The organism is Nitrospinota bacterium (assembly GCA_029881495.1).
Classification (GTDB): domain Bacteria; phylum Nitrospinota_A; class UBA7883; order JACRGQ01; family JACRGQ01; genus JAOUMJ01.
Genome location: JAOUMJ010000004.1, coordinates 42,842 through 66,935, shown reverse-complemented (window position 1 = coordinate 66,935; position 24,094 = coordinate 42,842). Strand labels below are relative to the sequence as shown.

Annotated in this window: 21 protein-coding genes; 10 read left to right on the top strand and 11 right to left on the bottom strand. The window is 51.3% G+C overall.

From position 1 onward, the window contains the following. Positions 1–16 precede the first annotated feature (16 nt). Positions 17–1,891, bottom strand: a complete 1,875-nt coding sequence (locus OEY64_02715) for a TonB-dependent receptor (GenBank protein MDH5541856.1) — start codon at positions 1,889–1,891, stop codon at positions 17–19. Positions 1,892–2,249: 358 nt separating this feature from the next. After that, positions 2,250–3,266, bottom strand: coding sequence for a Holliday junction branch migration DNA helicase RuvB (gene ruvB / locus OEY64_02710; protein ID MDH5541855.1), 1,017 nt, complete (start codon positions 3,264–3,266; stop codon positions 2,250–2,252). A gap of 96 nt (positions 3,267–3,362) precedes the next feature. Here ruvB and OEY64_02705 point away from each other — a divergent pair, with 96 nt between their 5' ends. The 4 genes from OEY64_02705 to ruvA all read left to right on the top strand — a co-directional run bounded on the left by OEY64_02705 (position 3,363) and on the right by ruvA (position 5,581). Next, complete coding sequence (locus OEY64_02705; protein MDH5541854.1) at positions 3,363–3,623, top strand: hypothetical protein; 261 nt, start codon at positions 3,363–3,365, stop codon at positions 3,621–3,623. 127 nt (positions 3,624–3,750) lie between these two features. Beyond that, a complete protein-coding gene (locus OEY64_02700) occupies positions 3,751–4,500 on the top strand; it encodes a YebC/PmpR family DNA-binding transcriptional regulator (GenBank protein MDH5541853.1) in 750 nt (249 codons plus the stop codon). Between the two features lie 38 nt (positions 4,501–4,538). Continuing rightward, on the top strand, positions 4,539–5,000 hold the full coding sequence (gene ruvC, locus OEY64_02695) for a crossover junction endodeoxyribonuclease RuvC (GenBank protein ID MDH5541852.1): 462 nt from the start codon (positions 4,539–4,541) through the stop codon (positions 4,998–5,000). Continuing rightward, positions 4,952–5,581, top strand: a complete 630-nt coding sequence (ruvA, locus tag OEY64_02690) for a Holliday junction branch migration protein RuvA (GenBank protein ID MDH5541851.1) — start codon at positions 4,952–4,954, stop codon at positions 5,579–5,581. The genes ruvC and ruvA overlap by 49 nt, the downstream gene beginning before the upstream one ends. Positions 5,582–5,698: 117 nt before the next feature. Here ruvA and rpe read toward each other — a convergent pair whose 3' ends face one another. The 3 genes from rpe to OEY64_02675 all read right to left on the bottom strand — a co-directional run bounded on the left by rpe (position 5,699) and on the right by OEY64_02675 (position 9,645). Beyond that, positions 5,699–6,346 carry a ribulose-phosphate 3-epimerase gene (rpe, locus tag OEY64_02685; GenBank protein MDH5541850.1) on the bottom strand — a complete coding sequence of 216 codons (648 nt, stop codon included), beginning with the start codon at positions 6,344–6,346 and terminating at the stop codon, positions 5,699–5,701. Positions 6,347–6,456: 110 nt separating this feature from the next. Then, the gene (locus tag OEY64_02680; protein ID MDH5541849.1) at positions 6,457–7,401 is read right to left on the bottom strand and encodes a PASTA domain-containing protein; all 945 of its coding nucleotides are present in this window, start codon (positions 7,399–7,401) and stop codon (positions 6,457–6,459) included. 102 nt (positions 7,402–7,503) lie between these two features. Further along, positions 7,504–9,645 (bottom strand): PAS domain S-box protein, encoded by a 2,142-nt coding sequence (locus OEY64_02675; GenBank protein MDH5541848.1) that lies wholly within the window; start codon positions 9,643–9,645, stop codon positions 7,504–7,506. 224 nt (positions 9,646–9,869) lie between these two features. Here OEY64_02675 and tatC point away from each other — a divergent pair, with 224 nt between their 5' ends. The 6 genes from tatC (at position 9,870) to OEY64_02645 (ending at position 13,231) form a co-directional block, all read left to right on the top strand. Next, positions 9,870–10,640, top strand: coding sequence for a twin-arginine translocase subunit TatC (gene tatC, locus OEY64_02670; GenBank protein ID MDH5541847.1), 771 nt, complete (start codon positions 9,870–9,872; stop codon positions 10,638–10,640). Positions 10,641–10,650: 10 nt separating this feature from the next. Then, a complete protein-coding gene (pyrF, locus tag OEY64_02665) occupies positions 10,651–11,373 on the top strand; it encodes an orotidine-5'-phosphate decarboxylase (GenBank protein ID MDH5541846.1) in 723 nt (240 codons plus the stop codon). Then, positions 11,366–11,647: an acylphosphatase gene (yccX, locus tag OEY64_02660; protein ID MDH5541845.1), complete on the top strand. Its 282-nt coding sequence runs from the start codon at positions 11,366–11,368 to the stop codon at positions 11,645–11,647. Before pyrF ends, yccX begins: the two co-directional genes overlap by 8 nt. Before the next feature lie 80 nt (positions 11,648–11,727). Continuing rightward, positions 11,728–11,982, top strand: a complete 255-nt coding sequence (locus OEY64_02655; protein MDH5541844.1) for a hypothetical protein — start codon at positions 11,728–11,730, stop codon at positions 11,980–11,982. Positions 11,983–12,025: 43 nt separating this feature from the next. After that, the gene (locus OEY64_02650; GenBank protein ID MDH5541843.1) at positions 12,026–12,571 is read left to right on the top strand and encodes a class I SAM-dependent methyltransferase; all 546 of its coding nucleotides are present in this window, start codon (positions 12,026–12,028) and stop codon (positions 12,569–12,571) included. A gap of 39 nt (positions 12,572–12,610) precedes the next feature. After that, positions 12,611–13,231, top strand: coding sequence for a fumarylacetoacetate hydrolase family protein (locus tag OEY64_02645; protein ID MDH5541842.1), 621 nt, complete (start codon positions 12,611–12,613; stop codon positions 13,229–13,231). Here the strand turns inward: OEY64_02645 and OEY64_02640 are convergent. The 6 genes from OEY64_02640 to OEY64_02615 all read right to left on the bottom strand — a co-directional run bounded on the left by OEY64_02640 (position 13,221) and on the right by OEY64_02615 (position 24,057). After that, a complete protein-coding gene (locus tag OEY64_02640; GenBank protein MDH5541841.1) occupies positions 13,221–14,498 on the bottom strand; it encodes a sigma-54 dependent transcriptional regulator in 1,278 nt (425 codons plus the stop codon). The genes OEY64_02645 and OEY64_02640 overlap by 11 nt on opposite strands. 406 nt (positions 14,499–14,904) lie before the next feature. Then, complete coding sequence (locus OEY64_02635; GenBank protein MDH5541840.1) at positions 14,905–16,155, bottom strand: hypothetical protein; 1,251 nt, start codon at positions 16,153–16,155, stop codon at positions 14,905–14,907. Positions 16,156–16,171: 16 nt separating this feature from the next. Next, positions 16,172–16,969: an outer membrane lipoprotein-sorting protein gene (locus OEY64_02630; protein ID MDH5541839.1), complete on the bottom strand. Its 798-nt coding sequence runs from the start codon at positions 16,967–16,969 to the stop codon at positions 16,172–16,174. A gap of 83 nt (positions 16,970–17,052) precedes the next feature. After that, positions 17,053–19,350, bottom strand: a complete 2,298-nt coding sequence (locus OEY64_02625) for an MMPL family transporter (GenBank protein ID MDH5541838.1) — start codon at positions 19,348–19,350, stop codon at positions 17,053–17,055. Positions 19,351–19,422: 72 nt separating this feature from the next. Continuing rightward, complete coding sequence (locus tag OEY64_02620; GenBank protein MDH5541837.1) at positions 19,423–22,521, bottom strand: efflux RND transporter permease subunit; 3,099 nt, start codon at positions 22,519–22,521, stop codon at positions 19,423–19,425. Positions 22,522–22,524: 3 nt separating this feature from the next. Then, positions 22,525–24,057 carry a TolC family protein gene (locus tag OEY64_02615; protein MDH5541836.1) on the bottom strand — a complete coding sequence of 511 codons (1,533 nt, stop codon included), beginning with the start codon at positions 24,055–24,057 and terminating at the stop codon, positions 22,525–22,527. Positions 24,058–24,094: the final 37 nt, after the last annotated feature.

The following is a 24,094-nucleotide window of genomic DNA, read 5'->3' as shown; positions in this document are numbered from 1 at the left end:
TGCTCCCCTGCCCGGTTTACTTTTCAAACGAAACTTTCAGATATACATTTCTTTCCACGTCAGTAGATGGATCGTAACTTGCCCCTTTATATTCCCCGCGCCCTGATTCGTTAAGCACGTCCTGTACAAAAAGCGAGGTGACAAATCCGTTCCCCGCGTTCCATGACAGCCTGGTATCTACGCGCGTGTAGCCTGCCAGCTTGTATTCGCCGGTGTATAGCTGGAAACTTACGGGGGCGGAATGAAATACCGCCAAATCAAACTGCATGTTATAGGGGAGCTTGATATAGGAGTTGAGCCTTGCCTGCTGTTTGGGGTTTTCCCACTCCATCTCGTCGGTGGCGTATATCGATTCGGAACCATCGAGAAGTTTCATATCCATCTCAAGGAACGTGTAGGTAGCGGTGAGCACCCAGTCATGGACCGGGCTCCAATTCGCGGCCGCTTCAAATCCGTGGGTGGTTCCGTACATCTGGTTGTCCTGGTAGCACTGCATGGAACCGCCGGCAAATCCGCATTCGGTAGTTTCAAGTTTGTCGTAGTCGTTGTAGAAGATGGTGGTATCAAATGAAAGTTTTTCCGACGGCATCGCGCGGTGGCCAAGCTCGTAGGCGACGAGAATTTCCGACGCCATATCCTTCTTCGGAACTAGGAAAAGCCCCCCTTTTGAGTTATACATCCCCATGTCCATGTCGGCGCGCGTGGGGGTTTTGGTAGCCCTTGATACCGCACCCCAAAAGACGTTCTTCTCACCCGGTGTGTAAAGGAACCTGGTATTCGGCTGGTACTCAACCCCCGTGTAGGGATTGTTCTCAACCTTTGCCCCGACAGTCCAGTAAAACAGGCCGGGGGAAACGGCTATCTTGTCCTGCAAAAAAACGTTTGTCAGGCTGTCCTCCCGCTTCGCCGGATCGTAGAAAATGGGGGGGGAGGTATTTTCATTATCAAACCTGATGTTTCTCATCCCGGCTCCCCAGCTCAAATCATGCCTGTCACCCGCAGAGAGGTGGTGCTGAAAATCAAGATCCAGCGTTTCGATTATCCTCGAGGAATCCTCGTCGAACATTTCGGTCCTGTCGTAATAAAACTGCAAATCGGTCTTTGATTTCTCCGAGATGGTATGGCTCCAATTTCCGACGATATCCCCGCCGTACTTCAGTGTCTGCGAGTCTGAGGTGTAATCATTCCTCTTTTTGAAGATGTCACCCTGCAACATGAACGTGTTCGTACTGGAAGGTTCTGAATCTATCCTGAATCCGAATCTCCCGGTATCCCAATCGTCGTTTATGTTTTCATCAGTACCATTTTTTACCAGTGAGCCTCTGTCGTCATATTTCGTGAACATGCGGTACGAGCTGTTTTCACCCAGCTTCCCGCCATACCTTAAACCGGCAAATTTCTTTTCAAAATCGCCCCCTCCGATATAGGTGAGTGTCCCCTCCGTTTCGTTTGCCTTTTTCGTGATGATGTTTATCACCCCGTTCACGGCGTTCGCCCCCCACATGGTGCCGCCGGGACCTCGGACCACCTCTATCCTGTCGATATCCTCCATCAGGGTATCCTGCTCATCCCAGTAGACCCCCGCAAAGAGAGGTGTGTATACGCTCCGCCCGTCTATCAATACGAGGAGCTTGTTTGCGTATGCATTGTTGAAACCGCGCGACGTTATCGCCCAGCTGTGCGATCCCATTCTCGCTACCTGAAGCCCGGGCGCAAGTCTCAGCGCTTCGGGTATGGTCGTCGCTCCGCTGTTCCTGATAGCCTCGGATGTAATTACATATACTGCCGAGGAGGTATGCACAAGCTTCTCGGATTTTCTCGACGCGGTGGTGACAGCAAGTTCCATGAGGTCGACTATGTCCATATCGAAGAGATCGTTCGACGCAACCACCTGCACTTCCGCATACGCAGGCGATGGATTAAAGACAGCACTAATGAACAGAGATAAAATCAAAATATTTACACGCATCAAAAACCTGACACAAGATTCAGAACTCTTAAAATACGAACTCATTTAGCTCTCCCCATAAATAAAATAAAACCAGCTTAAAACCGCAAAAAGAGAGACACCGCTGGTTTAAACTGTGCTAAAGCGCAGATTGGAAAATTATATACAAAATAACTATATTTGTCTGTAACGGAAATACGAGTGTCGCAACATCCGTTACAGTCTCTTTTTAGATTTCGTTGGGGGAGAGAGGCTGTTTTCCCCGGACGGCTCTGTCGAAAAGGGCTTCTTTCGAGTAGCCCTAAAAGATCTCTTTTTGTCGTGAAGGGGGATTTTTTTTCAGGTGACGATATGCCGCTTCACAGGCGACCCTTCCGCGAGGTGTCCTCTGGAGAAATCCCTCCTGGATGAGATACGGCTCCAGGACATCCTCTATCGTATCCTTCTCCTCGTTGATGGCGGCGGCAAGCGTATCCAGCCCTACCGGACCTCCACCGAACTTTTCTATTATCGCAAGGAGAAGCATTCTATCCATTCTGTCGAATCCCATTTCGTCGATATCTATCATGCGGAGCGCGAGACCCGCTATCTCCATGGTTACCCTGCCGTCACCCTTTACCTCCGCGTAATCACGGACGCGCCTAAGGAGCCGGTTGGCGATGCGGGGGGTTCCCCGCGAGCGGCGCGCGATCTCCCTTGCCCCTTCATCGTCGAGAGGAGCGCCTAAGATTCCGGCTGAACGCTTGACTATCTGCGCAAGCTCCCCCTCGGTATAGAATTCGAGACGGTGAACAATGCCGAACCTGTCCCTTAAAGGGGAGGTTAAAAGCCCGGCTCGCGTTGTGGCTCCTACCAGCGTGAATGGCGGGATTTCCAGCTTTACCGACCTTGCCGACGGGCCCTGCCCGATAACGAGATCTATATTCCCGTCCTCCATGGCGGGATAGAGTATCTCCTCCACCGGCGGGGCAAGCCTGTGTATCTCGTCGATAAAGACTATCTCGTTCTCTTCGATATTGGTAAGTATTGCGGCGAGGTCTCCCGCTTTTTCTATGGCAGGGCCGGAGGTGGCCCTTATGTTCACTTCAAGCTCGTTTGCCATTATGTAGGCGAGAGTGGTCTTTCCGAGGCCGGGAGGTCCGTAAAAAAGGATGTGGTCGAGCGCTTCGCCACGTTTGCGCGTGGCGGCTATCGATATCTTGAGGTTTTCCTTTATCCTCTGTTGCCCGACGTAATCGTCGATCGATTTCGGCCTGAGGCTTTCATCAATGACGACATCTGCCGGCGATTCTCCCTGCGGTTCGATCAATTCGGACATGACCGGATTATAACCTTGCGCGCGCGTACTTGACCAGATAAGCGGCGCGAAATAATGTATCATCTGGAAAAGAATGTTTCTGAATCGGAGGGAGTAATGAAAAGCGCCATAGAACTCGCCATGGAAAGATCCGGTGGAGAGAACCGCAAACTGACCGACGAACAAAGAAAGGGGATAGCCGAAGTGCGCTCCAAAACCGCCGCGAGGCTCGCCCAGGAGGAGATAATGTTTCGGGAGGCGTTGTCAAAAACCTCCAATCCGGCGGAACGTGACGACATCACCGAAAGATACTCAGCAGACATCCGCAAGATAGAGGCGAAGGGGGAGGAGGATATCGAAAAAATCCGGAAAGGATGAGCCTGCCTCCCCGCAGAAATCAGATCAACTCAGAGGAAAAAGTTGTCCGCTATGCGGCGCATTTCAGCTGTGATAACATTCTCAACAGCAAATTACAGATACAACCTTACTTTTTGGGAGCATTACGATGTCAGGTCATTCAAAATGGTCGACGATAAAACGGAAAAAGGGGGCCGCCGACCAGAAAAAGGGGAAGATTTTTGGAAAATATATCAAGGAGATAACTCTTGCCGCAAAGTCGGGAGGAGGAGATATAGATGCCAACCCGAGGCTAAGAACAGCCGTGTACGCCGCGAAATCGGTGAACATGCCGGCCGATAACATTACCAGAGCCATCAAGAAAGGGACGGGAGAACTCCCCGGACAGATGATAGAAGAGGTCGCTTATGAAGGATACGGGCCGGGGGGAGTGGCCATCCTCATTCAGTGCGCGACAGACAACAAGAACAGAACACTCCCGGAAATACGGCTCCTTCTCGGCAAAAGCGGAGGGAGCATGGGGACTACCGGCAGTGTGAGCTATCTATTCGACAACAAGGGGTACATCGAAATTCCGGTCGACCAGATATCTGAAGATGAGCTGATAGAGTTGGCTCTCGAAGCAGGGGCGGAGGACATCAAGACCGAAGATGATGTTTACGAGATAAGGACCGAACCCTCGAATTTCGAAGCGGTAAGGGAAGCCATTCAGAAAAAAGGCTTGGAACCGACAGAATGCGAGCTGACAATGATCCCTCAAAATACCGTAAGCCTCGACGAGAGCAAAGCGGCGGCAATGCTCAAACTGATGGATAGCATCGAGGACCACGACGACGTTCAAAAGGTCTACGCAAATTTCGACATCTCCGACGAAATCATGAAGAAGCTTTCGGAGTAACGGACATCCTTACCCTTGGCATAGATCCGGGAAGCAGAATAGCGGGGTGGGGGCTCGTTGAGGAAAAAGGGAACAGGCTTTCCCTCGTCGCTTTCGGCGCGGTAAAGACAGACCCGTCCAAAAATCTCCCAGAAAAGCTGGGTGAAATATACAGGAGCTTCAGCGAAATAATCGAAAAATATTCTCCGGACGAAGCGGCGATAGAAAACATATTCACCGCCGAGAATCCGAGATCGGCACTGCTTCTTGGTCAGGCGCGCTCAGCCGCGATGCTCCCCGCCGTAAACCGCGGCATCGCCGTATATGAATACAGCGCGCTTCAGGTGAAAAAGGCGCTTACGGGACACGGGAAGGCGGAGAAGCATCAGGTCGCCGGGATGGTGCGCCGTCTCCTTTCGCTCAAAGAGGCTCCAAAGCCTGCCGATGCCGCCGATGCGCTCGGCGTCGCGATATGCCATATACATTCGGCGCCCGCGTTGAAGAGGCTTGCGCTCAAATGATCGCCCTGCTTACCGGAATTGTGGCGGAGAAAAAACCGACGCAGGTCATCCTCGATGTAGGTGGGGTCGGGTACCGGCTTTTCATATCGCTCAACACCTATGAAAAACTTCCGCAAAGGGGGGAGAACGCAAGGCTTCATGTTGTCACGATAGCCAGGGAAGACGCTTTGCACCTCTACGGATTTTTCGATACCGATGAGAAGGATGTTTTCAACAAACTGATAACCGTCTCGCGCGTCGGTCCGAAGCTCGCTATACAGACACTCTCCGGCATCAGCTCAAGCAACCTCGAATCGGCAATCGCGAATAACGACGTGGCGAAACTCTCCCGCGTTCACGGCCTCGGCAAGAAGACCGCCGAAAGGATCATAATCGAGCTGAAGGATAAAATGGCACCGCCGACCGGCGCCGGAACCGCGCTGTCGGGAAGCGCCGATATACGGGATTCTGTAGAAGCGCTCGTGAACCTCGGCTACAAAAGGGCGCAGGCGGAAAAAGCGGTAATGGCGGTATCGGCGCCTGAAAAGGAACTCTCCATATCGGAGATAATCAGGCAGTCGCTCAAAACGCTTTCAAGCTGACCCGGTTTTATTACCCCATCTGCAACTTTCCATTAAATAAAAAAATGTGGATGCGCATGGATGGTTTACAGGAAAAGCTTTCATCTATATGAAAGATAGGTCACGATGCGCCGGAGGCTACCCTCTCAGCTTTGCGATCACGTCCGCGTAGTCCTTCGAGCCGAAGACCGCGGAGCCGGCGACGATAACATCTACGCAACCCTCTTCCCTGACGGTTTTTGCGTTCCCGGTGCCGATGCCGCCGTCCATCTCGATAAGGGCCTTCGAGCCTGTTTCATCGAGCAGTTTTCTAAGCTCCTTCCCCTTGGCGATGGAGCTTTCGATGAAAGACTGCCCGCCGAACCCGGGATTTACCGACATGAGAAGAACAAGGTCCACCTCCTTTGCGATGGAACGGATGCTCTCCACAGGCGTGGCCGGATTTAGCGAGATACCCGCTTTTTTACCGAGCGATCTTATCATCATCAGCGAGCGGTGGAGATGTTTCCCCGCCTCCTGATGGATGGTGATGTAATCGGCGCCAGCCTTTGCGAACTCCGGTATGTATGTATCGACGTTCTCTATCATCAGATGCACGTCGAGCGTGAGTTTCGTGACAGGCCTTACGGCGGAGACAACAAGCGGACCGATGGTTATGTTCGGAACGAAATGGCCGTCCATGACGTCGACATGTATCCAGTCGGCGCCGGCTTTCTCTACCGCCTTTACCTCTTCGCCGAGGCGTGCGAAATCCGCCGAGAGTATCGAGGGCGCTATTAGAGCCATTTGTCTTTCCCCTAAATACGAAAACTATTTCTTTAACGCAACAAGGAATATCCTGTAAAAAACGAGGTCTAGTTTACCATTCCTTGCCGCCGTCGGGTCAAATTCCGCGATTACTGAAAATCCTTAACTTCCATCAGCTCGTCGCCAAGGAATATCCTTACCGTTGTTTTGCCGGCAACCTCCACAAGGATGGATATCGTCTGTCCCCCCTTGTGGGAGCGGAGATAGATATCCTTTTCGCCGTCGACGTTCTCCGCCTTTACGCGGACGGTGCCGGAGGCGTTTGAAGGAACCGTGTAGTTGTATACGGTATAGGTTCGCCCCTTCTTTGATGCGGAGGACTTCTCCTTCTTTATAACGAGTGATATCTCTTCATCCTTTTCTACAGGTTTACCTGCTGTCGGCTCCTGCGCCACAACAGTATCCGGCAAACCGTCCCCTTCGCTGGAGTAGCGGAGCTTTCCAAGTTTCAACCCCGCCATCTGTATCTCGCTCGCCGCGTCCCCCGCCGCGTCCCCGCGGAAATCGGGGAGGATGAATTTTTCCGGCCACGGGCCGATGCTGACAAAAAGCTCCACGCGCGCCTCCTTATCTATCCTTCTCCCTCTCGGAGGGGACTGGACGATGACATACCCCTCCTTCACATCGGAATGCGCCTCCTCTACCTGGGAGATCTTCATGCCGCGCTGGGAAAGAATGTTTTTTGCCTGCCGAAGCGACATCTCCCTTACGTCCGGCATGACAAAATCACGCACACCCTTGCTGACAACAACACGGACATCCCGCCCCGGCTTTAGCCCCTTCCCCGCTTCGGGATTCTGGCTTATCACATAATTTCGCGGCAGATGATCGTGATAGGCAAGTTCGGTCATCTTGAGGTTCAGCCCAACCGAAGATATCTTCTCAAGGGCCGTGACTATCTCTTCCCTCTCTATGTAGGGAACCTCCACCTCACCCTTGTCCCTCAGGGCGATAAGCATCACAAAGAGGCCGCTGAGCGTCCCTGCGCCTACAACTATCGCGACCAGCTTCAGATAGTGGAGAAGAGTTTTCATTACATTGATAATAACCGAGCCGTTACGGGAAACGATACCCCAATGCTGGAATAGGCCCGGAAAGCTCTTTATTAAGTTGTTATTAGAGCCAAATAAGGGGAGTTATGATTTCCCGCCGTTCTCCGCCGTCACCTTTTCCAGTACCACGCTTAGGTTTTCCATTTCAAAAGGTTTTTGAAGAATTCCGGCAAATCCGTATTTGGGATAATCCGACATTATGGGATCAAGCGCGTAGCCGCTTGTTGCTATCGCCTTGATCTCAGGGTCGGCCTCCTTGAGGATTTTCAAGACCTTTTCTCCCCCCATCCCGCCGGGTATCGTGAGATCGGTAATTATCGCCTTAAACCGGGTGCCGTTTTCGAGGTTTTGCCTGTAAATGCTGACGGCCTCTTCGCCGTCGACGGCATACTCCGTCTCGTACCCCAGCCTCTTTAACATCCTGCCGAGAACATTCCTTACGACATCCTCATCATCCATAACAAGAACCCTCCCATGGCCTTTCACAAGCGCTGGAGAAGAGGCGTATTCATTTATCGCCAAATCGCTGGCCGGAACGAATACATGGAACCTGCTCCCCTTTCCGAGATCGGATTCAACATCGATAAATCCGCCGTGGTTCCTGATTATCGAATATGCTGACGCAAGGCCGAGCCCGCTCCCCTTCTGTTTACTGGTGAAGTAGGGATCGAATATCTTGTCGAGATATTCATCCGGTATTCCGTGGCCGGCATCCTCAACCGTAATCTGAACATACTTCCCTGGTGGAAGAGGTATCCCGCTGTGCGACGATATGTTTATATTGTAGGCGCAGACATCTATCACGCCGCCGTCCGGCATTGACTGTTCCGCGTTGATTATCAAATTATTGAATACCTGGTTAAGCTGTCCTTCATCGGCCTCCACGTTCCAGAGGTCGTCGACAATATCGAACGAATAATTCGATAACGAACCCCGAAGAGAAAACGACACGCAGTCCATCAGGAGATCTTTGAGGCTTAACAGCTTCTTTACAGGCTCCGACCCCTTCGAAAATGAAAGGAGCTGTCTTGCGAGGTCTTTCGCGCGCTTAGTGGCGTTTATAGATTCCGTGACTATCTGCAAATCCTCGTCATCTCCGCTCTTGTCGATAGTAAGCTTCAGCAGTGAGAGACCGCCCAGTATCGAGGTGAGGAGGTTGTTGAAATCATGGGCAATGCCGCCAGCCAGCAATCCCACAGATTCGAGTTTTTGGGCTTTTTGATAGAGAGTTTCCATCTTCCGCTTTTCGGATACATTGGTGATCGTACCGGTGGTTGCCAGTTTTCCCTGATACTGGGTGAGACTCACCAGCATATGCACAACCACCCGCGCATTGCCATCCTTATGCAGGAGCCGGAACTCGTACTCCTTTGGAACGTCTTCCCCCTGCAACCTCCTTTTGTACCGCTCGAAAACCTTGTTCCTGTCTTCCGGGGCCACGAAAGGGGCAAACTCCTTTCCAATTATCTCGGCTACCTTGTAGCCGGTCATTTCGGCAAACCTGTCATTTACGTAGACGAACTTCCCTTCCTGAAGGAGGAATATCCCCTCCTGTATATTTTCGATAAGCGTTCTGTACTTTTCCTCGGAGAGCCTCAGGGCGTTTTCGATCTCCTTCTTTTCGGTTACATCCTTGGTCTCCCCTTCAACTCCGGCGATGCTCCCGTGTTCGTCGTAATAATAACCGGTGTCCGTTGAGAGCCATATCTCGCTCCCATCCTTCTTCCGGAGTTTTGCCTCAAAATTCTTTACGAATCCGCCATTCTCCCTCAGCAACTCCTGGAGCCTCAATCGCTCTTCCGGATTTACGTAAAAACTGGAAATATCCTTCCCGATCAACTCTTCCGGAGAATATCCCATCACCTTTTGAACCGATTGAGATATCCAGACTATCTCCCCCTTCAGGTTGGTCCTGTAGAAGACGTCATTGCTCTTTTGGATGATATTGGAGATATTTTTCTCCAGGGATTGGATCATGGAATCCGACTGGAGCTTCACTTCCATAATGCTATTCGTAATTTTTTGCAGAAACATGACGACCAAGAAAGCCACAAAGAAAGAGGCGATGATCCCGGTAGCGATAAACTCGAAAGTAACGCGACCGTAAAAATAGAGACTGCATATGGAGACAATTACCAGGGTGAGGCTGACAGAGGCAAGCACCGACACAAGAACAATATATGCCGGCCTGACGCCCGCCAATCTCCGTAATAACCTGTCATCCATAATCGAATGCTCCCTATTTCGATCCATACCGGCTGGATAAGCCGTTGCAAACAAGTATAACAAGTTTAAACCATATTGCAGGTTTGGGTAACTCCCCGGGATTGGCGAGGCGATGTTCCAAAAACCGGGAAAAAACATGGATGACCCTTCCCTCATATTTAAAATGCATCGCGAAAAAGACATTCTGAAAATCGCGTGTTATCCTTATGATTCCACTGGAGAGAATGATGATCAAGAAACTGAAAGAGGGCGAGAAAGTTCCATTTACCGAGCACCTTGAGGAGCTTCGCTCAAGGCTGATGCTCTGCCTTGGAATGGTGTTTGTCCTTTTCTTCGCAACATGGGCCGTTTCGGACCGCCTCCTTGCACCTTTTACCTCGCTCCTCCCCGGGGGTAAACTGGTCTTCATAAGCCCTACTGAAGCCTTTTTCGTCCATATGAAAATAGCCTTTTACGCGGCGGGCATTCTGGGCCTCCCCTTCTTCCTCTACCATGCGTGGGCGTTTCTGGCACCCGGGCTTTTAAAGAAGGAGAAAAAATACCTCTCAGGATTCATTTTTTTCTCGACGCTGTTCTTCACAGCCGGCGCCCTCTTCTGTTTCAACATGATACTCCCCTACGGATTGGCCTTTCTTCTTGGGTTCGGCGGAGAAACACTATTGCCGATGCTCTCTATTTCCGCGGTGATTGGGTTTTGCCTCAATTTAATGGTGGTATTCGGAATTGTCTTCCAGCTCCCCATCGTGGTCATTTTCCTGAACATGGCCGACCTGGTGACCGTGGAACAGCTCGCCGGGTTCCGCCCTTATCTGGTCGTAACTGCGTTTGTAATATCGGCGGTAATTACCCCGCCTGATGTTTTTACCCAGGTCGTTTTGGCTATCCCTATAGTGATACTTTATGAAGCGAGCATTCTCATCCTGAAAACCACAGCTAAAAAGGGGAAAAAGGATGTCAATGCCGTTACGCCGATAGACCAGATAGAGGAGAGGTAGGGAGAGCGGTTTGAAAAAGATAACTCCTGCTGAAAGATTGATAGTCGCGCTTGACGTCGGCACGGGAGCGGAAGCGTTGAAATGGGTGAAGAGACTTCGCCCTGCCGTCAGCACTTTCAAGGTCGGCCTTGAGCTCTTCTGCACGGCAGGCCCTTCGATCGTAAAAAAAATAAACACTCTCGGCGGCAAGGTATTCCTCGACCTGAAATTTTTCGATATCCCGAATACGATGGCGGGTGCCGTCAAATCCGCGTGCGAAAGCGGCGCCTTCCTGATAAACGTGCATGCTCTCGCCGGGCCGGCGGCTCTTAAAAAAACCGCGCAAACCGTACAACAGATAAAAAAACCTCCCCTCCTCATCGCCGTTACCATCCTCACTTCGATGGACGAGGCGGAGATGAACATCGCCGGAATAAGAACACCTCTCCCAGACCGGGTTGAGGAGCTTTGCGGTACAGCGATTGGCTCAGGTCTCGACGGAGTAGTCGCCTCGCCGCTCGAAACAAGGAGGCTTCGCGAAAAATTCGGAAAGGATTTTCTTATCGTCACCCCCGGAGTGAGACCGGAATGGGCCAAAACGGACGACCAGAAACGGATTTCCACCCCTTTTAATGCGATAATGGACGGAGCGGATTATATCGTCGTAGGCCGCCCTATCCTTGCCGCGGAGGAACCTTTAAAGGCGGCGGAGATGATAATTAAGGAGATAAAAGAGGCGCTCAAAAATGGGTGAAAAAGCGAGGGTACACCTGATAGTGCACGGAATTGTGCAGGGGGTTTTCTTCCGCTCAACTACGGCCGAGACCGGGCTCTCCCTCGGCCTTACCGGATGGGCAAAAAATCTGCCGGACGGTACGGTCGAGATTGTAGCCGAAGGGGAAAAGTCAAAGCTCGAAAAACTTGTCGCCTGGTGCAAAAAGGGTCCCCCATCGGCAAGGGTCACATCGGTTGATGCCAGATGGGAAGAACCTGGAAACGGATTTGAAACATTCAGCGTGAGGTTATGAACTCGCTGTTCCGAAATGACTTGCGGTGATACCCCATTCAACATATTATCTTTACTGATATAAAAAATGAGAACGATTAAATGAGCGAACAGATTACATTGGAAAATAATAAAGAGAGTATTTGGGCAAAAACGGAAGCGGTAATCTTCCCCGTTCTCGCCGGAATTATCGGGATTGGGTATTCAGTCGCGATTCTTGTTAACAATCCGATCTATGAGGTTCTGACCTCGCCGCATGCTCTGATACTGCTGGCGGTATTCATCAGCATCGCCTATTTTCCGCTACGGGCCGCGTACAGGTCGCTGACCGACAGGGACGATGCCGGTCACGATTGATCCAGCCCCCTTCCCTTTTCCATTGATTGGGATATACGAATAGTTGGAATCACTCCTTTACTATCTCCCTCTCGGCTTTGTTCTCATAATCGCCCTTTCTATCGGACTCCCCGGAATCTTCGGCGCCGTATGGCTCCCCACCCCGCAAAAGGATATCGAACAGATATTCAAGGTAGCGGGGATAAACGAGAACTCGCTCGTTTACGACCTCGGTTGCGGCGACGCAAGGGTGCTTTTATATCTGGCAAAAACATTCGGCGCAAAAGGGGTCGGCATAGAGATAGACCCGCTGAAAGTTCTTATCGCGCGGCTTCTCGTCTGGAGAGCCGGCTTGTCGGACAAAATAAAGATCCGGCTCGCCTCGGCAAGCAGTACGGAGCTGAGCGACGCCGATTTCGTCTACTGCTACCTCTCGCACCAGGCGACCGACCAGCTCCATGAAAAATTCAGACGCGAACTGAAGCCTACCGCCGTGATAATCACCTACCGGTTTCTGCTAAAAGGATTCAAGCCTGTATACATTTACGGAAACAGGGAGGCCTTCGTTTATAAAATGAATGTGGGGCAAAAGGTTGATACCCTGTCATAGTTTTCCCAAATCGTCCGCTTCGCGTAAAGGGGGAGAGAATTGAATTCCGTTCTGTTTGATAAGAGAAAATACTTTCCGACAAAGGTGATCTGTGTCGGAATGAATTACGCCGAACATATAGAGGAACTCGGCAACTGGGAGCCGGGGGAGCTTGTGCTCTTTATGAAGCCGAACAGCTCCATATCATCCACGCTCTCCGTACCGGAGGAGGTCTGCCGATACGAGGGGGAGATATCGTTCATCGTGGAGAACGGGGAGTATGCCGGCGTCGGATTCGGCCTCGACCTTACCCTTGTGGAGGTGCAAAAAAGGCTCAAGGCGAAGGGATTGCCGTGGGAGAAGGCGAAAGCTTTCGACCGCTCTGCCGTATTCAGCGATTTCATAACGCTTGAGAGGTTAGGCAACCTCCGCCTCACCCTTTCGATAAACGGAAGCGCGGCACAGGAGGGGGGGGAGGAACTGATGATACACAATCCCTCTCAAATACTCGCGGAAGCTAAAAGGCATTTCACGCTAGAGGATGGCGACATAATAATGACCGGAACACCGAAAGGGGTCGGCTCCTACAAAGCCGGTGACCGCATTACAGGAAAAATTTTCGACGGAGAGAAGCTTTTACTTGAGCGGGAGTGGGTGGCGGAGATAGCGTCTAGCGGTTGATACCCTTTTTCTTCAGTTTTTCGACGAGGGTAGTGCGGTTTAGTCCAAGGAGCGTGGCCGCCTTGTTCTTTACCCAGTTAGACCTTTCGAGCGCCTGCATTATCAGCATCGTTTCATACTCCTCGACAACATCCTTGAGGCTTATCCCCTCATCCGGAAGTTTTACCACCAGGCCGGGCGGGATGTCCTGAGGAACAAAGAGATCAACCTCCTCGCTACCTACAAGGAGCATGTCGTGAAGGAGCTGTTCGCTCTCCACGTTGTCCGGGACGATATGGAACGGCAGATCATCCATCCCTATCTCCCCTTCGCCGGTCATGACAACCATCCGCTCGCAGATATTCTCAAGCTCCCTTATATTGCCGGGCCAGTCGTACTTTATCAGCGCGCTCATCGCTTCGGAGGTGACGGAGCTGACGCTTCGGTTCTTGCTCCTGTTGAAGCGCCCCATGAAATGCTCAATAAGTTTCGGGATATCGTCCTTCCTCTCCCGCAGGGGAGGGAGGTTGAGCGGGATTACGTTGAGGCGGTAAAAGAGGTCCTCGCGGAACTTCTTTTCGGCTATCGCCTTCTGGAGGTCGCGGTTCGTGGCGGCAAGAACCCTTACCGACGTGCGGATAACCTGGTTTCCGCCGACGCGCTCGAACTCCTGCTGTTGCAGTATCCTTAACAGCTTCACCTGGAGGGAAGGGCTCATGTCCCCTATCTCGTCGAGGAAGATCGTGCCGTGGTTGGCAAGCTCGAATTTCCCGAGCCTCGTCCTTATGGCGCCGGTAAACGATCCCTTCTCGTGGCCGAAGAGCTCGCTTTCAAGGAGATCCTCCGGTATCGCGCCGCAGTTCACTACAACAAAATTGTTTTTTGCTCTCGGCGAATGATCATGTATCGCCCTGGCGAAAAGCTCCTTGCCGGTTCCCGATTCGCCGAGTATCAGCACAGTGGAATCGGTGTCGGCAATCTTCCTTACAGAATCAAAAACCTTGTTCAGCTGCTGGCTGTTGCCGATTATCCGTGAGAACGGATTTGCCGGAACAGCTGCTTCAGAAACAGGGGTTGATTGCGTCTCGGCAGTCGGAACAGCGCCGGGCAGGGGCGCGGAGTCGGAAAAAGAATCGGAGTCGGAATTCAAAGGCTCCTCCGTATCCTCGGTAGAGGATGTCGCATAATCGTCGCCGGAAACCTGTGCACCGGAAAGAGCTATCTTCGGTTCAGGGAAGATCTCATCACTCCCTGATGAATCATCGTTCATTTCTTTGACGCTATCCATAGCCGATTACCACCCTAATTCAATATAATTCCATCTAATTTAACTTGAAATGAGATTAAAATCAACTAAAGGAAAGTGAAACCGTTGATATAACTGGTAAAAACTCGTCAATAATCCCGACATGCACAAATGTGCAATATATACCATCTTTGCTCATATATGTATATTTATAGATACAGGCCTCCTTGATATACCGAATAATGAGAATGATATTTAATATAAAACATACTTATTTTTCGTTACTTATTGCATTTTGTATTTAATAAAGTGTTGATGGACAAACAAAAATAGATAAAAAAATAAATCATTTAGAAGAAAAAAGCGGGTAACCGGGTTACAGCGGCGTACTTTTATATCGATTCAAAGTTTTCCCGAGCTGTTTGCTACTGCCGATTTTTATCAGCAGCTAAAAATACCAGACGAGCCGAGCCTCCATGAATGAGTCTCTCCTTATCACCCATGACGGATCATCCTCCGGGGAGAAGAGGAAGTAAAATCCCTGCAGCTCCAGCTTCAGATGGTCATTTAGCCTTCTGCTCCCCTCCAGCGTGAGGAAAGAAGAGCTATTTTTATAATCATGGATATATCCAAGGAGCGCGGTGGAGCCTGAAACGTCATTTAGTGAAAACCTCAGCCCCGCCATCAGGTCGTTGTTGAGCGCGGAGACGGCGGAATCACCCCTGTCGTCGTAAACCCACTCCCCGAGAATGCCTACATCGGCGCCGCTACCGGCGACCCCGTATACCGTGTATTCAATGCCGAGCGCCGAAGATGCGAAATCGTTTTTCATCCAGTCCCTGTCGGATTGCCCCGTTCTGTATATCGACTCCAGTTTCAGCAGCCACGCATCGAGCACCAGCAGCATATCGACCCCCGCTTGCGTGATCTGCTCATAATACGGGAAGAGATGAATGTTCCCTTTCGCGTCTATCTCTGGAAATCCCATGTCGTTCCGTTTAAGGCGAAGCGACGGCTCCCTGCCGGTCCCCTTGAAATACGAAATGCCAAGATCGAATCCCCCCGACGTATAGCTGTAACGCACCGCAAAATCGACACTCTTTTCCCTGTTTACGCTTTCATAAGCGGCCTCGTCCCCTTCCACAAGTATTTCACTGCGCAAACGCCCCCCCTCGCCTGCAAAATTTCTCTCCCTGAAGAGGGGGAGAATGAAAAGATCGATCCCTTTGACGTCTCCCGCAATTGAGAGTTTCAGCATCGGCTGACCGAACTTCTCCTCACCGTCAAACGATTCAAGCATGTCTGTCTGGTTCACTATGTCGACAAGGTGCACGGATTCCGTCACACCCCAGAAGACCTTGTCGATACCGGCGCGAACCTCCCACCACTCCCCATGAAGAAGGAAGAAGAACTCCCTCAGGTCGAAATGGGTCCTGTTCGGATCACCCGAATCCAACCTGGCAAATGGCGTGATAGTCATTGCGGAGGTTGGGCCGAGCTCCTGGTAAAACTCCGACAGTACCGCAACTGAGCCGGAGTGGTTCTCCTGCCCGTCGTAAAGAGGAGAAGATGGAAATATCCTGGCCTCCCCTTCGATATAACCGGAGATCTCCGCGGCATGCGATTCTACGTGGAGAAGAGCAATGAAAAATAGAACGCCCCACATCAACCGAACAGCCGGACCGACAACGCCTTTCATACCCGCTCCCACACCCCTACTTGAATCTCATGAGAGCGTTCTGATTGAAATCCGAATCTTTTAATCCCGTTTTAAATTTGTATTCCTTGAACTCCAGCGTTGTACTCTTCCCCGACTGGTGATTCGTGACGTCGAGCCTCATCGGCCTCCAGAATTTGTCGAGAAATCTTTTATAATTGCTGGACAGAAGAGTTTTCAAATGGGAGCTCTTCCTGTCGTAGAACTCAACCTTGCACGACCGGTAGTCGTTCGTATCGAGCCAGCTGACAATTCTTGTGTATCCGGAGCTTTTATCCACCGGAAAACTTTCAGAGACAAAACAGGTAAGCGATTTCAGCTCTTCGCACGGGCACGGTTCTTCCCGAAGGAAGCGGTAGCTGTACTTCTCCACCTCCCTGCTGGAGAGGTCTTCATATGAGAACTCCGAACCCATGAAGGAGCCCGATTTACTGGAAGACGATATCCTCTTCACACGTTTAAGGGCCGGAAGGTAGAGCCACTGGTCGTCGTCCCCATTCTTGTGCGACCATGTAAGCATGGCGGAGCCTTTCACGTCGCGGGGATTATCGAAAACCATCAGCGATTTGTCGCCGTCACCCTCCACTTCAAGCGACTCCCCCCTCATCTGGCGAATACTGGTCTCCCCATGCCGGTTCATAAGGATCATCTCAAGCTCGGATGTGGAATCCCCCCATCCCCTGTCGCGCTTCTCCGCTTCCAGCGCTATGGCGAGCCCTTTCTCCTCCGGCGTCTCTGCTGTCGCAGGCGCGACGAGTGTCAGGAAAATAAAAAACGGAATCGCAAATAATCTCACGGCAATTCTCCTATTAAAATATGAAGGGCGCGCCATCTCTTCGCTGCTCACCCATTCTACACTTTTTAAAAACCGGCATCCGGTCATCTTCTCTTTTCAAGTTTAAGCAGAAGGGCGGGAAGGAAAAGAAAATCGACTATGAGCGCTATCGCTATCGCTATCGCGGTGAGGGTGCCTATGTTTGAATTCACCTTGAAATTTGAGAGGGTCAATATCCCGAATCCGGCAACGAGTATGACTGAAGTTATTACAAGCGCCCTGCCGACCGTATGGAAGGAGTACCTCACCGCCATTTCTGGACTTAGGCCGAGCTCCTTTCTTGCCCTAAGATATTTCGAGAGAAAGTGTATCGTGTCGTCCACCACTATCCCGAGGCTGAGCGCCGCGATGACCGAAGCGGCGAGACCGACCTGGCTCACCGTATAACCCCATAGACCGAATGTCATCAACGCCGGAACTATGTTCGGCAGGAGGCTTATCAACCCTATGCGGAGATTCATGAACGCGAGTATGAGTAGCCCAGATATAAGAAAGAGGGCGAAGGCGGTACCCCTGAACATTGAGTTGATAGTCCTGTCGGTGATGTGCGCGAAGATGATCGACATCCCTGTGCCGTCAACATGCATCGACGGCGGAGCATTCTCTTCGAGCCACGCGGTCGCCCTCCTTTCGAACTGCCGTATCTCCCGGTTGTAAATGTCGATAAGCGATATCCTGAACCTTGTGGAGGACTTGTCGACGTTTATCATGTTGTTCATATCGAGCCCGAACGGGAGCGACATCTCGTACAGAAGGAGGTACTGCGCGGCAAGATCCCTCCTGTCCGGTACCTTGTAATAGGCGGGGTCGTCGCCATGCATGCTTTTGTTCAGCCTCTTCATGACGTCATGGAATCCGCTTATCTGTTTTACTTCCGGCTGGGCAAGGAGCCAAACAGTGAAACGCTCAAGAGTGTCAAGATATTCTGGAGAGGATACCCCCCCCTCTTCACCCGACGAGAGGTCGTATTCGACCATGCTTACACCGGTGAGATTTGCCACAATGAAATCGGTATCCTTCCTGAACTGGAACTTCTTTCCGAAATAATCGAGGTACAGATCGTTCACGTCTATCCTGGAGATGCCCGATACGGAAAAAATTATAAAAAGAGCCATACCCCACATAAGAGCCGTACTTTTGGATACGACAAAATCGGCGAACCGGTCTATTATCGGCGGGCCGAAAGTTTTCTCTTCTCCCACCTTGATCGGGAGGATGGCCATCATCGCAGGGAGAAACGTAACCGAATATATAAAAGCTACCAGCACCCCGATCGATACTATATTTCCGAGATCCCAGAAAGGGGGAGAATCCGAAAAGTTCATGCTGAGAAAACCTATCGAAGTGGTAATGGTGGTCAGAAACACCGGAGAAAGGTTTATGCGCATCGATTCCACTATCGCCTCTTCGCGCGATCTCCCTTTTCGTATCTCCTGCAGCATGGTAACGAGGACATGTATCGAATCCGCTATCGAAAGCGTGAGTATGACTATAGGCGAATTCGCCGACGGAGCGGTAAGCACGATTCCGAGCCAGCCCGCAATCCCCATGGAGACGACCGACGAAAAAATAATTACGAGCGTGGTGACAAGCATTGCAGTAACCGACCTTAGCATCACCCACATGAAGAAAACCATTATCGCGAACATGATAGGGATGAGGCTCCTCATGTCGTCCTCCCCCGCTTCCGCGAAAGCGGTATCCACCATCAGGCTCCCGACCAGGTATATTTCCATGTCGGGGTATTTCTTTTTAACCTCCTTCACATACGCACGAACTTTCCCAACGACCTCCTTTGTCGCCTCGTTCTTATTCTCCGGCATTCTGAAAAGAGCTACGACGCCGGCAACGCTCCCTTTGGAAGAAACAAGGCGATCCTTCAGGAACGGTTCGTTTACGGCGATCTCCCTTATGCGGTCAAGGTCAGCGCCCGTCAGTTCATCGGCCTCCTTTACAAGGTTCTCCACTATAAGCTCGTCGCCGTCTGCCGAAGTATGCTGGTAGTTGGTGAGGGATTCCACCCTGCTGGAGAAGGGGAGCTTCCAGAATTCATCGGTTATCTCGCCGATAATCGAAAGTGTCCTGGCGGAAAAGATGTTACCGTCCTTCGGCGCAATCGCAAGGAGAACGGAGTCGTCCCTAGAATATGTATTCTCCAGCTTTTCGAGAGCCTTTAGCTGTGGATTATCGGGACCGAAATACGCCCTGCTGTCGCTGGAGAAGGTGAGATATGCAAGACCGGCGGATGAGACCGCTACTGAAAGAACGGTGAGTATGATGATCTGGAAACGGTACTTTATTACCTTAAGCGCTAGTTTCGAACCAAAATTGAGCTTCGCCATCAGAATCCTCTCTTCACATGGTCAAGTCGATCTCATACCGCCATTAAGCGTGTATTGCGCCGCTAGTTCAAATTATATTTTTACCGGATGCTTTTCCCCTTTTTTACCCCGCACTCTATTAGAGAACTGGATTACATCTTCTATCACTGCGTATCCGCACGGTATTACAAGTAGCGTGAGGAGAGTTCCAAAGAGGAGACCCCAAGCCATGGCAAGCGTCATCGGAACTAGCATCGGATCGAATCCTCCTATCCCGTACGCGGTCGGGAAAAGCGCGAGCACCGTCGTGAACGTCGTCAGCAGTATCGGGCGGAGCCTTGTGCCGGCGCTCTGTACGAGACACTCTTCGAGACTTAATTTAGTATTTTTCCTCATGTCCTCAATGAAGGCGATTAGCACTATCGCCGAATTTACGATAACGCCGGAAAGACCTATCATCCCGATAATCGCCAGAAAGCCGAAAGGCTTGTCGTGGGCCGCAAACCCTACTATTACCCCTACGAATCCCAAAGGGATGGAGAACATTATCAAAAACGGCAGAGCGTACGAGCCAAACAGCGCCACGAGTATCGAGAATATCCCGATGATCGCAAAGACCATCGCGCGCGCAAGGCTCGACATCGACTCCATCGTGCTCTCTTCTTCGCCTCCGAATTTCAGCACATAACCTGGATTCTTCTCCGGGATGAAAGCGAACGCCTTTCTCAGCGCGGCGTTCACCTCCACCGAAGTGACCTTATCGGTGTCGACACCGGCGGTAATAGTGATGGAACGCCTGTAATCAAAATGCCGTCGCGGCTCCGGCCCCTCCACCTCCCTGATGTTCGCAACTTTATGAAGAGGGATGAGGTTTCCCCTCACATCCGATATGAGAAGGTTTTCCAGCGAGGTCATGCTCCCTCTCGCCTCCTTTGAAAAAAGGACGCGGACATCAATATCATCATCATACTTCCTGACCTTTGAAGCGATGACCCCTTCCTGCGCGGTTCTAAGAGCGGCCGCGATCTCTGCTACGGTAAGGCCTATCTCTTCGCGAACACCCTTATTTATCTCAACGCGCAACTGCCTTATGCCGGGCTTTAGATCCTGATCGATGTCCGTCACGCCGTCGATATCGGAAAGGAACTTCCATATCTGTCCGGCTAGTTCCTTCAGCTTTTCGAGGTCATCCCCCTGCACAGAGACCGTAACCGCCTTTCCTACAGGTGGGCCCATCGCCAGGGTCTCGAACTGGATCATTTCAAACGGCTCGTAGATATCTACATTCTCCCTCAGCCAGGATATTATTTCCGCCGCGGTTCTTTTCCGTTCGTTCTCCGGCGTCAGGTATACGAGTATCATCCCCACGTTGTCCCCGACCCTGGATAGAGGGTCACCAAGGCCCATCTGCTGGACGCCGGTTCTCGTAGTGATGGCGTACACTTCATCGGAGGGAAGACTCATCAGAGCGTTTTCAACTTTCTCTATCCCCCTGTTCACATCCTCAATGGGAGTTCCGGGGTGGGCAAGATATTTGACAGCAAACCTGTCGACCCCTTCCGGCGGAAAGAGAATGAAGTCTATCTTTTTCACGGCAAATATCAGTGCGCCAATAAGGAGAAGATTCGCAAGTGCGATCGAAGACCACTTGTATCTGATGAAGAACCTTACGAAACTTTCAAACAGATGTCTCCACCAGGCGAACCACCGTGATTCCTTTATGACCGCTTCCCTGTCCAGCGCGATTATCCTTGCCGGGAGGAGGAAAAAGGAATCGAACAGGGAGGCAAGGAGTGAGCATGTGACCACTATCGGAATGGCAATAATGAACTGCCCCATTACGCCCGAGGTAACCATCATCGGAACAAACGCCGCGATAGTAGTTAGTACCGTCGCCGTTATGGGAGCGGCTATCGCTATCGTCCCCTTCATCGCCGCCTCTTCCATCGACAATCCTGTCTGCTTCAGCCTGAAAATATTTTCTGATATGACGATGCTGTTATCCACGAACATGCCGAGCGCGATTATCACCGCCAGCATTGAGATCATGTTGAACGTAATTCCTAAAAAGCTCATGAGAATGAGCGTGACAAGGATAACGATTGGCGCCGCCAGAGACGTTACAAGCGCGTTCCTCAGATCAAGGAATACGATAAGGGCAATGAGCATGAGAAAAAATCCGATGATCGAATTGGAAATTATGATGTCGAGGCGTGTCCTTGTCCTTTCCGACTCGTCGTTGCTGACAATTACGCCAACCCCTTCCGGCAATCCCTTCCTGAATTCGGCAATCGCTTCCTTGAGCTCTTTGGTCAATTTCAGTATGTCGGTATGCTCCTTTTTCATGGCAACCAGGATTATGCTCGGCTTGCCGTTGGTCTTCGCCACCACCCTCGGATCTTCATACGTATCGTCCACTGTGGCGATATCACGCACGCGTATGACCTGGCCCGAAAGATTCGTGCGAACCACAACGTCGAGAAACATCTCGGCTTCCTTGAGCGACCCTACTGTTCTGACCGATTTCTTGAACGGGCGGCTTTCGAATATGCCGCCGGGAGTATCGACATTGCTCGCGCCGATCGCCCGTATCACCTCGTTGAAACTTACGTGATATCTCCCCATTTTTACGGGATCTATATAGATCCTGTATTCGCGCTCCCTGTACCCGATCTTGTTTACCGCGGCCACACCGCTGTTCATGTCGAAAACATCTTCCAGCTGATCGGCAACCTTTCTTAACTTCTCCTCGTCAACATCGCCGAGAACCGAAACCTCCAGAACCGGGAAATGCTTCGTCTTGATCTCGTTGAAATGAGGGGGATCGGGGAGTTCAGCCGGGAGGTCGACCACCCTGTCGGTGGTTCGCTGTACTTCGTCCAGCACTTCCCTTGAGCTCACATTATCTATATCTACGACAATGGTTATCTCGGAATACCCCTCCTGGCTGATGGAGCGCGTCTGCTTTATCCCCTCTATGCCCCTCAACTCGTCTTCTATTTTTTTTGTTACCTGTATCTCAACATCTTCCGGCGTGGCACCCGGATAGAATGTTGTGATCGTCGCCATGGCAAAATCGACGTTGGGGAAAGCCTCCCGCCTCATCGCCAACAGACTGATAATCCCCCCAATCACGATCGCAAGAGTTATGAGAGCAACGACCTTCGGATTTTTTATGAAATATGTGATCATCGGTTAATCTCTTCCAGCCGTAAGATCGCTATCGGCGCAACTAAGCCTGTCGAAGCGGCCAAGGTACTGGTAGATATTATTTATCCTCTCAACCCATACCCTCTTGCGGGTCAACTCGCTTTGAAGCACGGAGCTCTCCTCCTGTACAAGCTCGAACATGCTTACCCGCCCCTGCCTGTACCTCTTGTGCAGATCGTCTATCTGTTTTCTGCCGTATCCGACAGCTTCATCTGAAAGTTTCCCCTCTTCCCTCAGATGCCCGATTTTCCTGATAGTCGATTCGTGAAAAACCCTGCTCCCTTCGTAGAATTTGCCGTATGTCATCCCCTGGGTTGCGAGCGCGGTATCGCCGAATACCCGCCTTGATTTCGCAACGCTGGAGGAAAGCGGCCAGGAAAAATTCAAACCGACATATACCTGCGGCTTGTCCTGGTCCACGATATTTGAAAACGCGTCTCCGAAGGTTGAATCGGTGCCGGTCTTCGCGTAGGAGCCAACGAGTTTCAGGTCGGGGAGCGCCTTCCTGTACCTGATATCCTTTTCAAGCTCTCCGCGCCTGATATTTTTTTCAAGAACGTCGAACTCCCTGCTCCAGGCGGTATCCATCTCCTTCCGGCTGAGAATATCCTGTTCGCAAGCGTCTATCCCCTTTTCCAGCGACGCAAGCGTCCTGTCAGGCATGAAGCGAATCCCCTCCTGCACAGAAAGAATTTCGGCGATCGATTTTTCTATCTCCCGCACTGTCCTCTCTAGCGCCACAACGTCCGCCTTCCTCTGGGCGACGAGCGCTTTGAGCTTGTAGATGTCCCCAGGCTCGGCAATCCTCTTGCGCACCTTGGCATCAACATCCTTTTCAAGTTTTTCAAACCTCGTCACCATCTCCTCGATGATCGACTTCATCTCCATCATCTCCCTGGTATTCCAGAGAAGCGCCGAACTGCTGGTGAACAGCTTGTGCTTTATAAGTTCGACCTGCATCTTCGACACCTCTTCGTCTATCCGGTACTGATCCCACTCCTTGAAGCTCACAAAGCCCATGAGATCCTGAAGAATGTCCATCTCCATCTTCAGGAAGACCACCGGCTGGTTGAACGTTGCCGGATATGGAAGAAAATCGTTTGGAGGGTCGGACTGGTAAAGTTTAGCCGTGTCGTTCGTTACCCCTGCCGAGAAATTGATCCCCATCGGTGTTCTCTGAATAAGCGTCGCGCCCCAGTGCGTGTTCTCCACCCTCGCAGGCTGAAAATTGCTCAGCGGCTGTTTTCTGTCGTCCATGATGCTGGTGTCGAGCGAAAGCATCGGGAAGTAGGCCCCTTCGATCCCTTCCACGACAGCCGACGCGCGCTTTACCTGCTCGCCTAGGATCTTTACATCGTAATTGTTGCTCCCGATAATATTCCTGATATCTCTGGCTGAAGAGATGATCCTCTCTCCCGCCCCCTTTGCCGATTCAGCGGTTCCGAGGAATCCGACCGCGACAGCGAACAAGGGGGCCGCAAAGAGAATATATTTTCCGTTCCTGAATGTACTAATCATTTTCAATACACCTTTTAAGCCAATTCGGTTTTTGCCG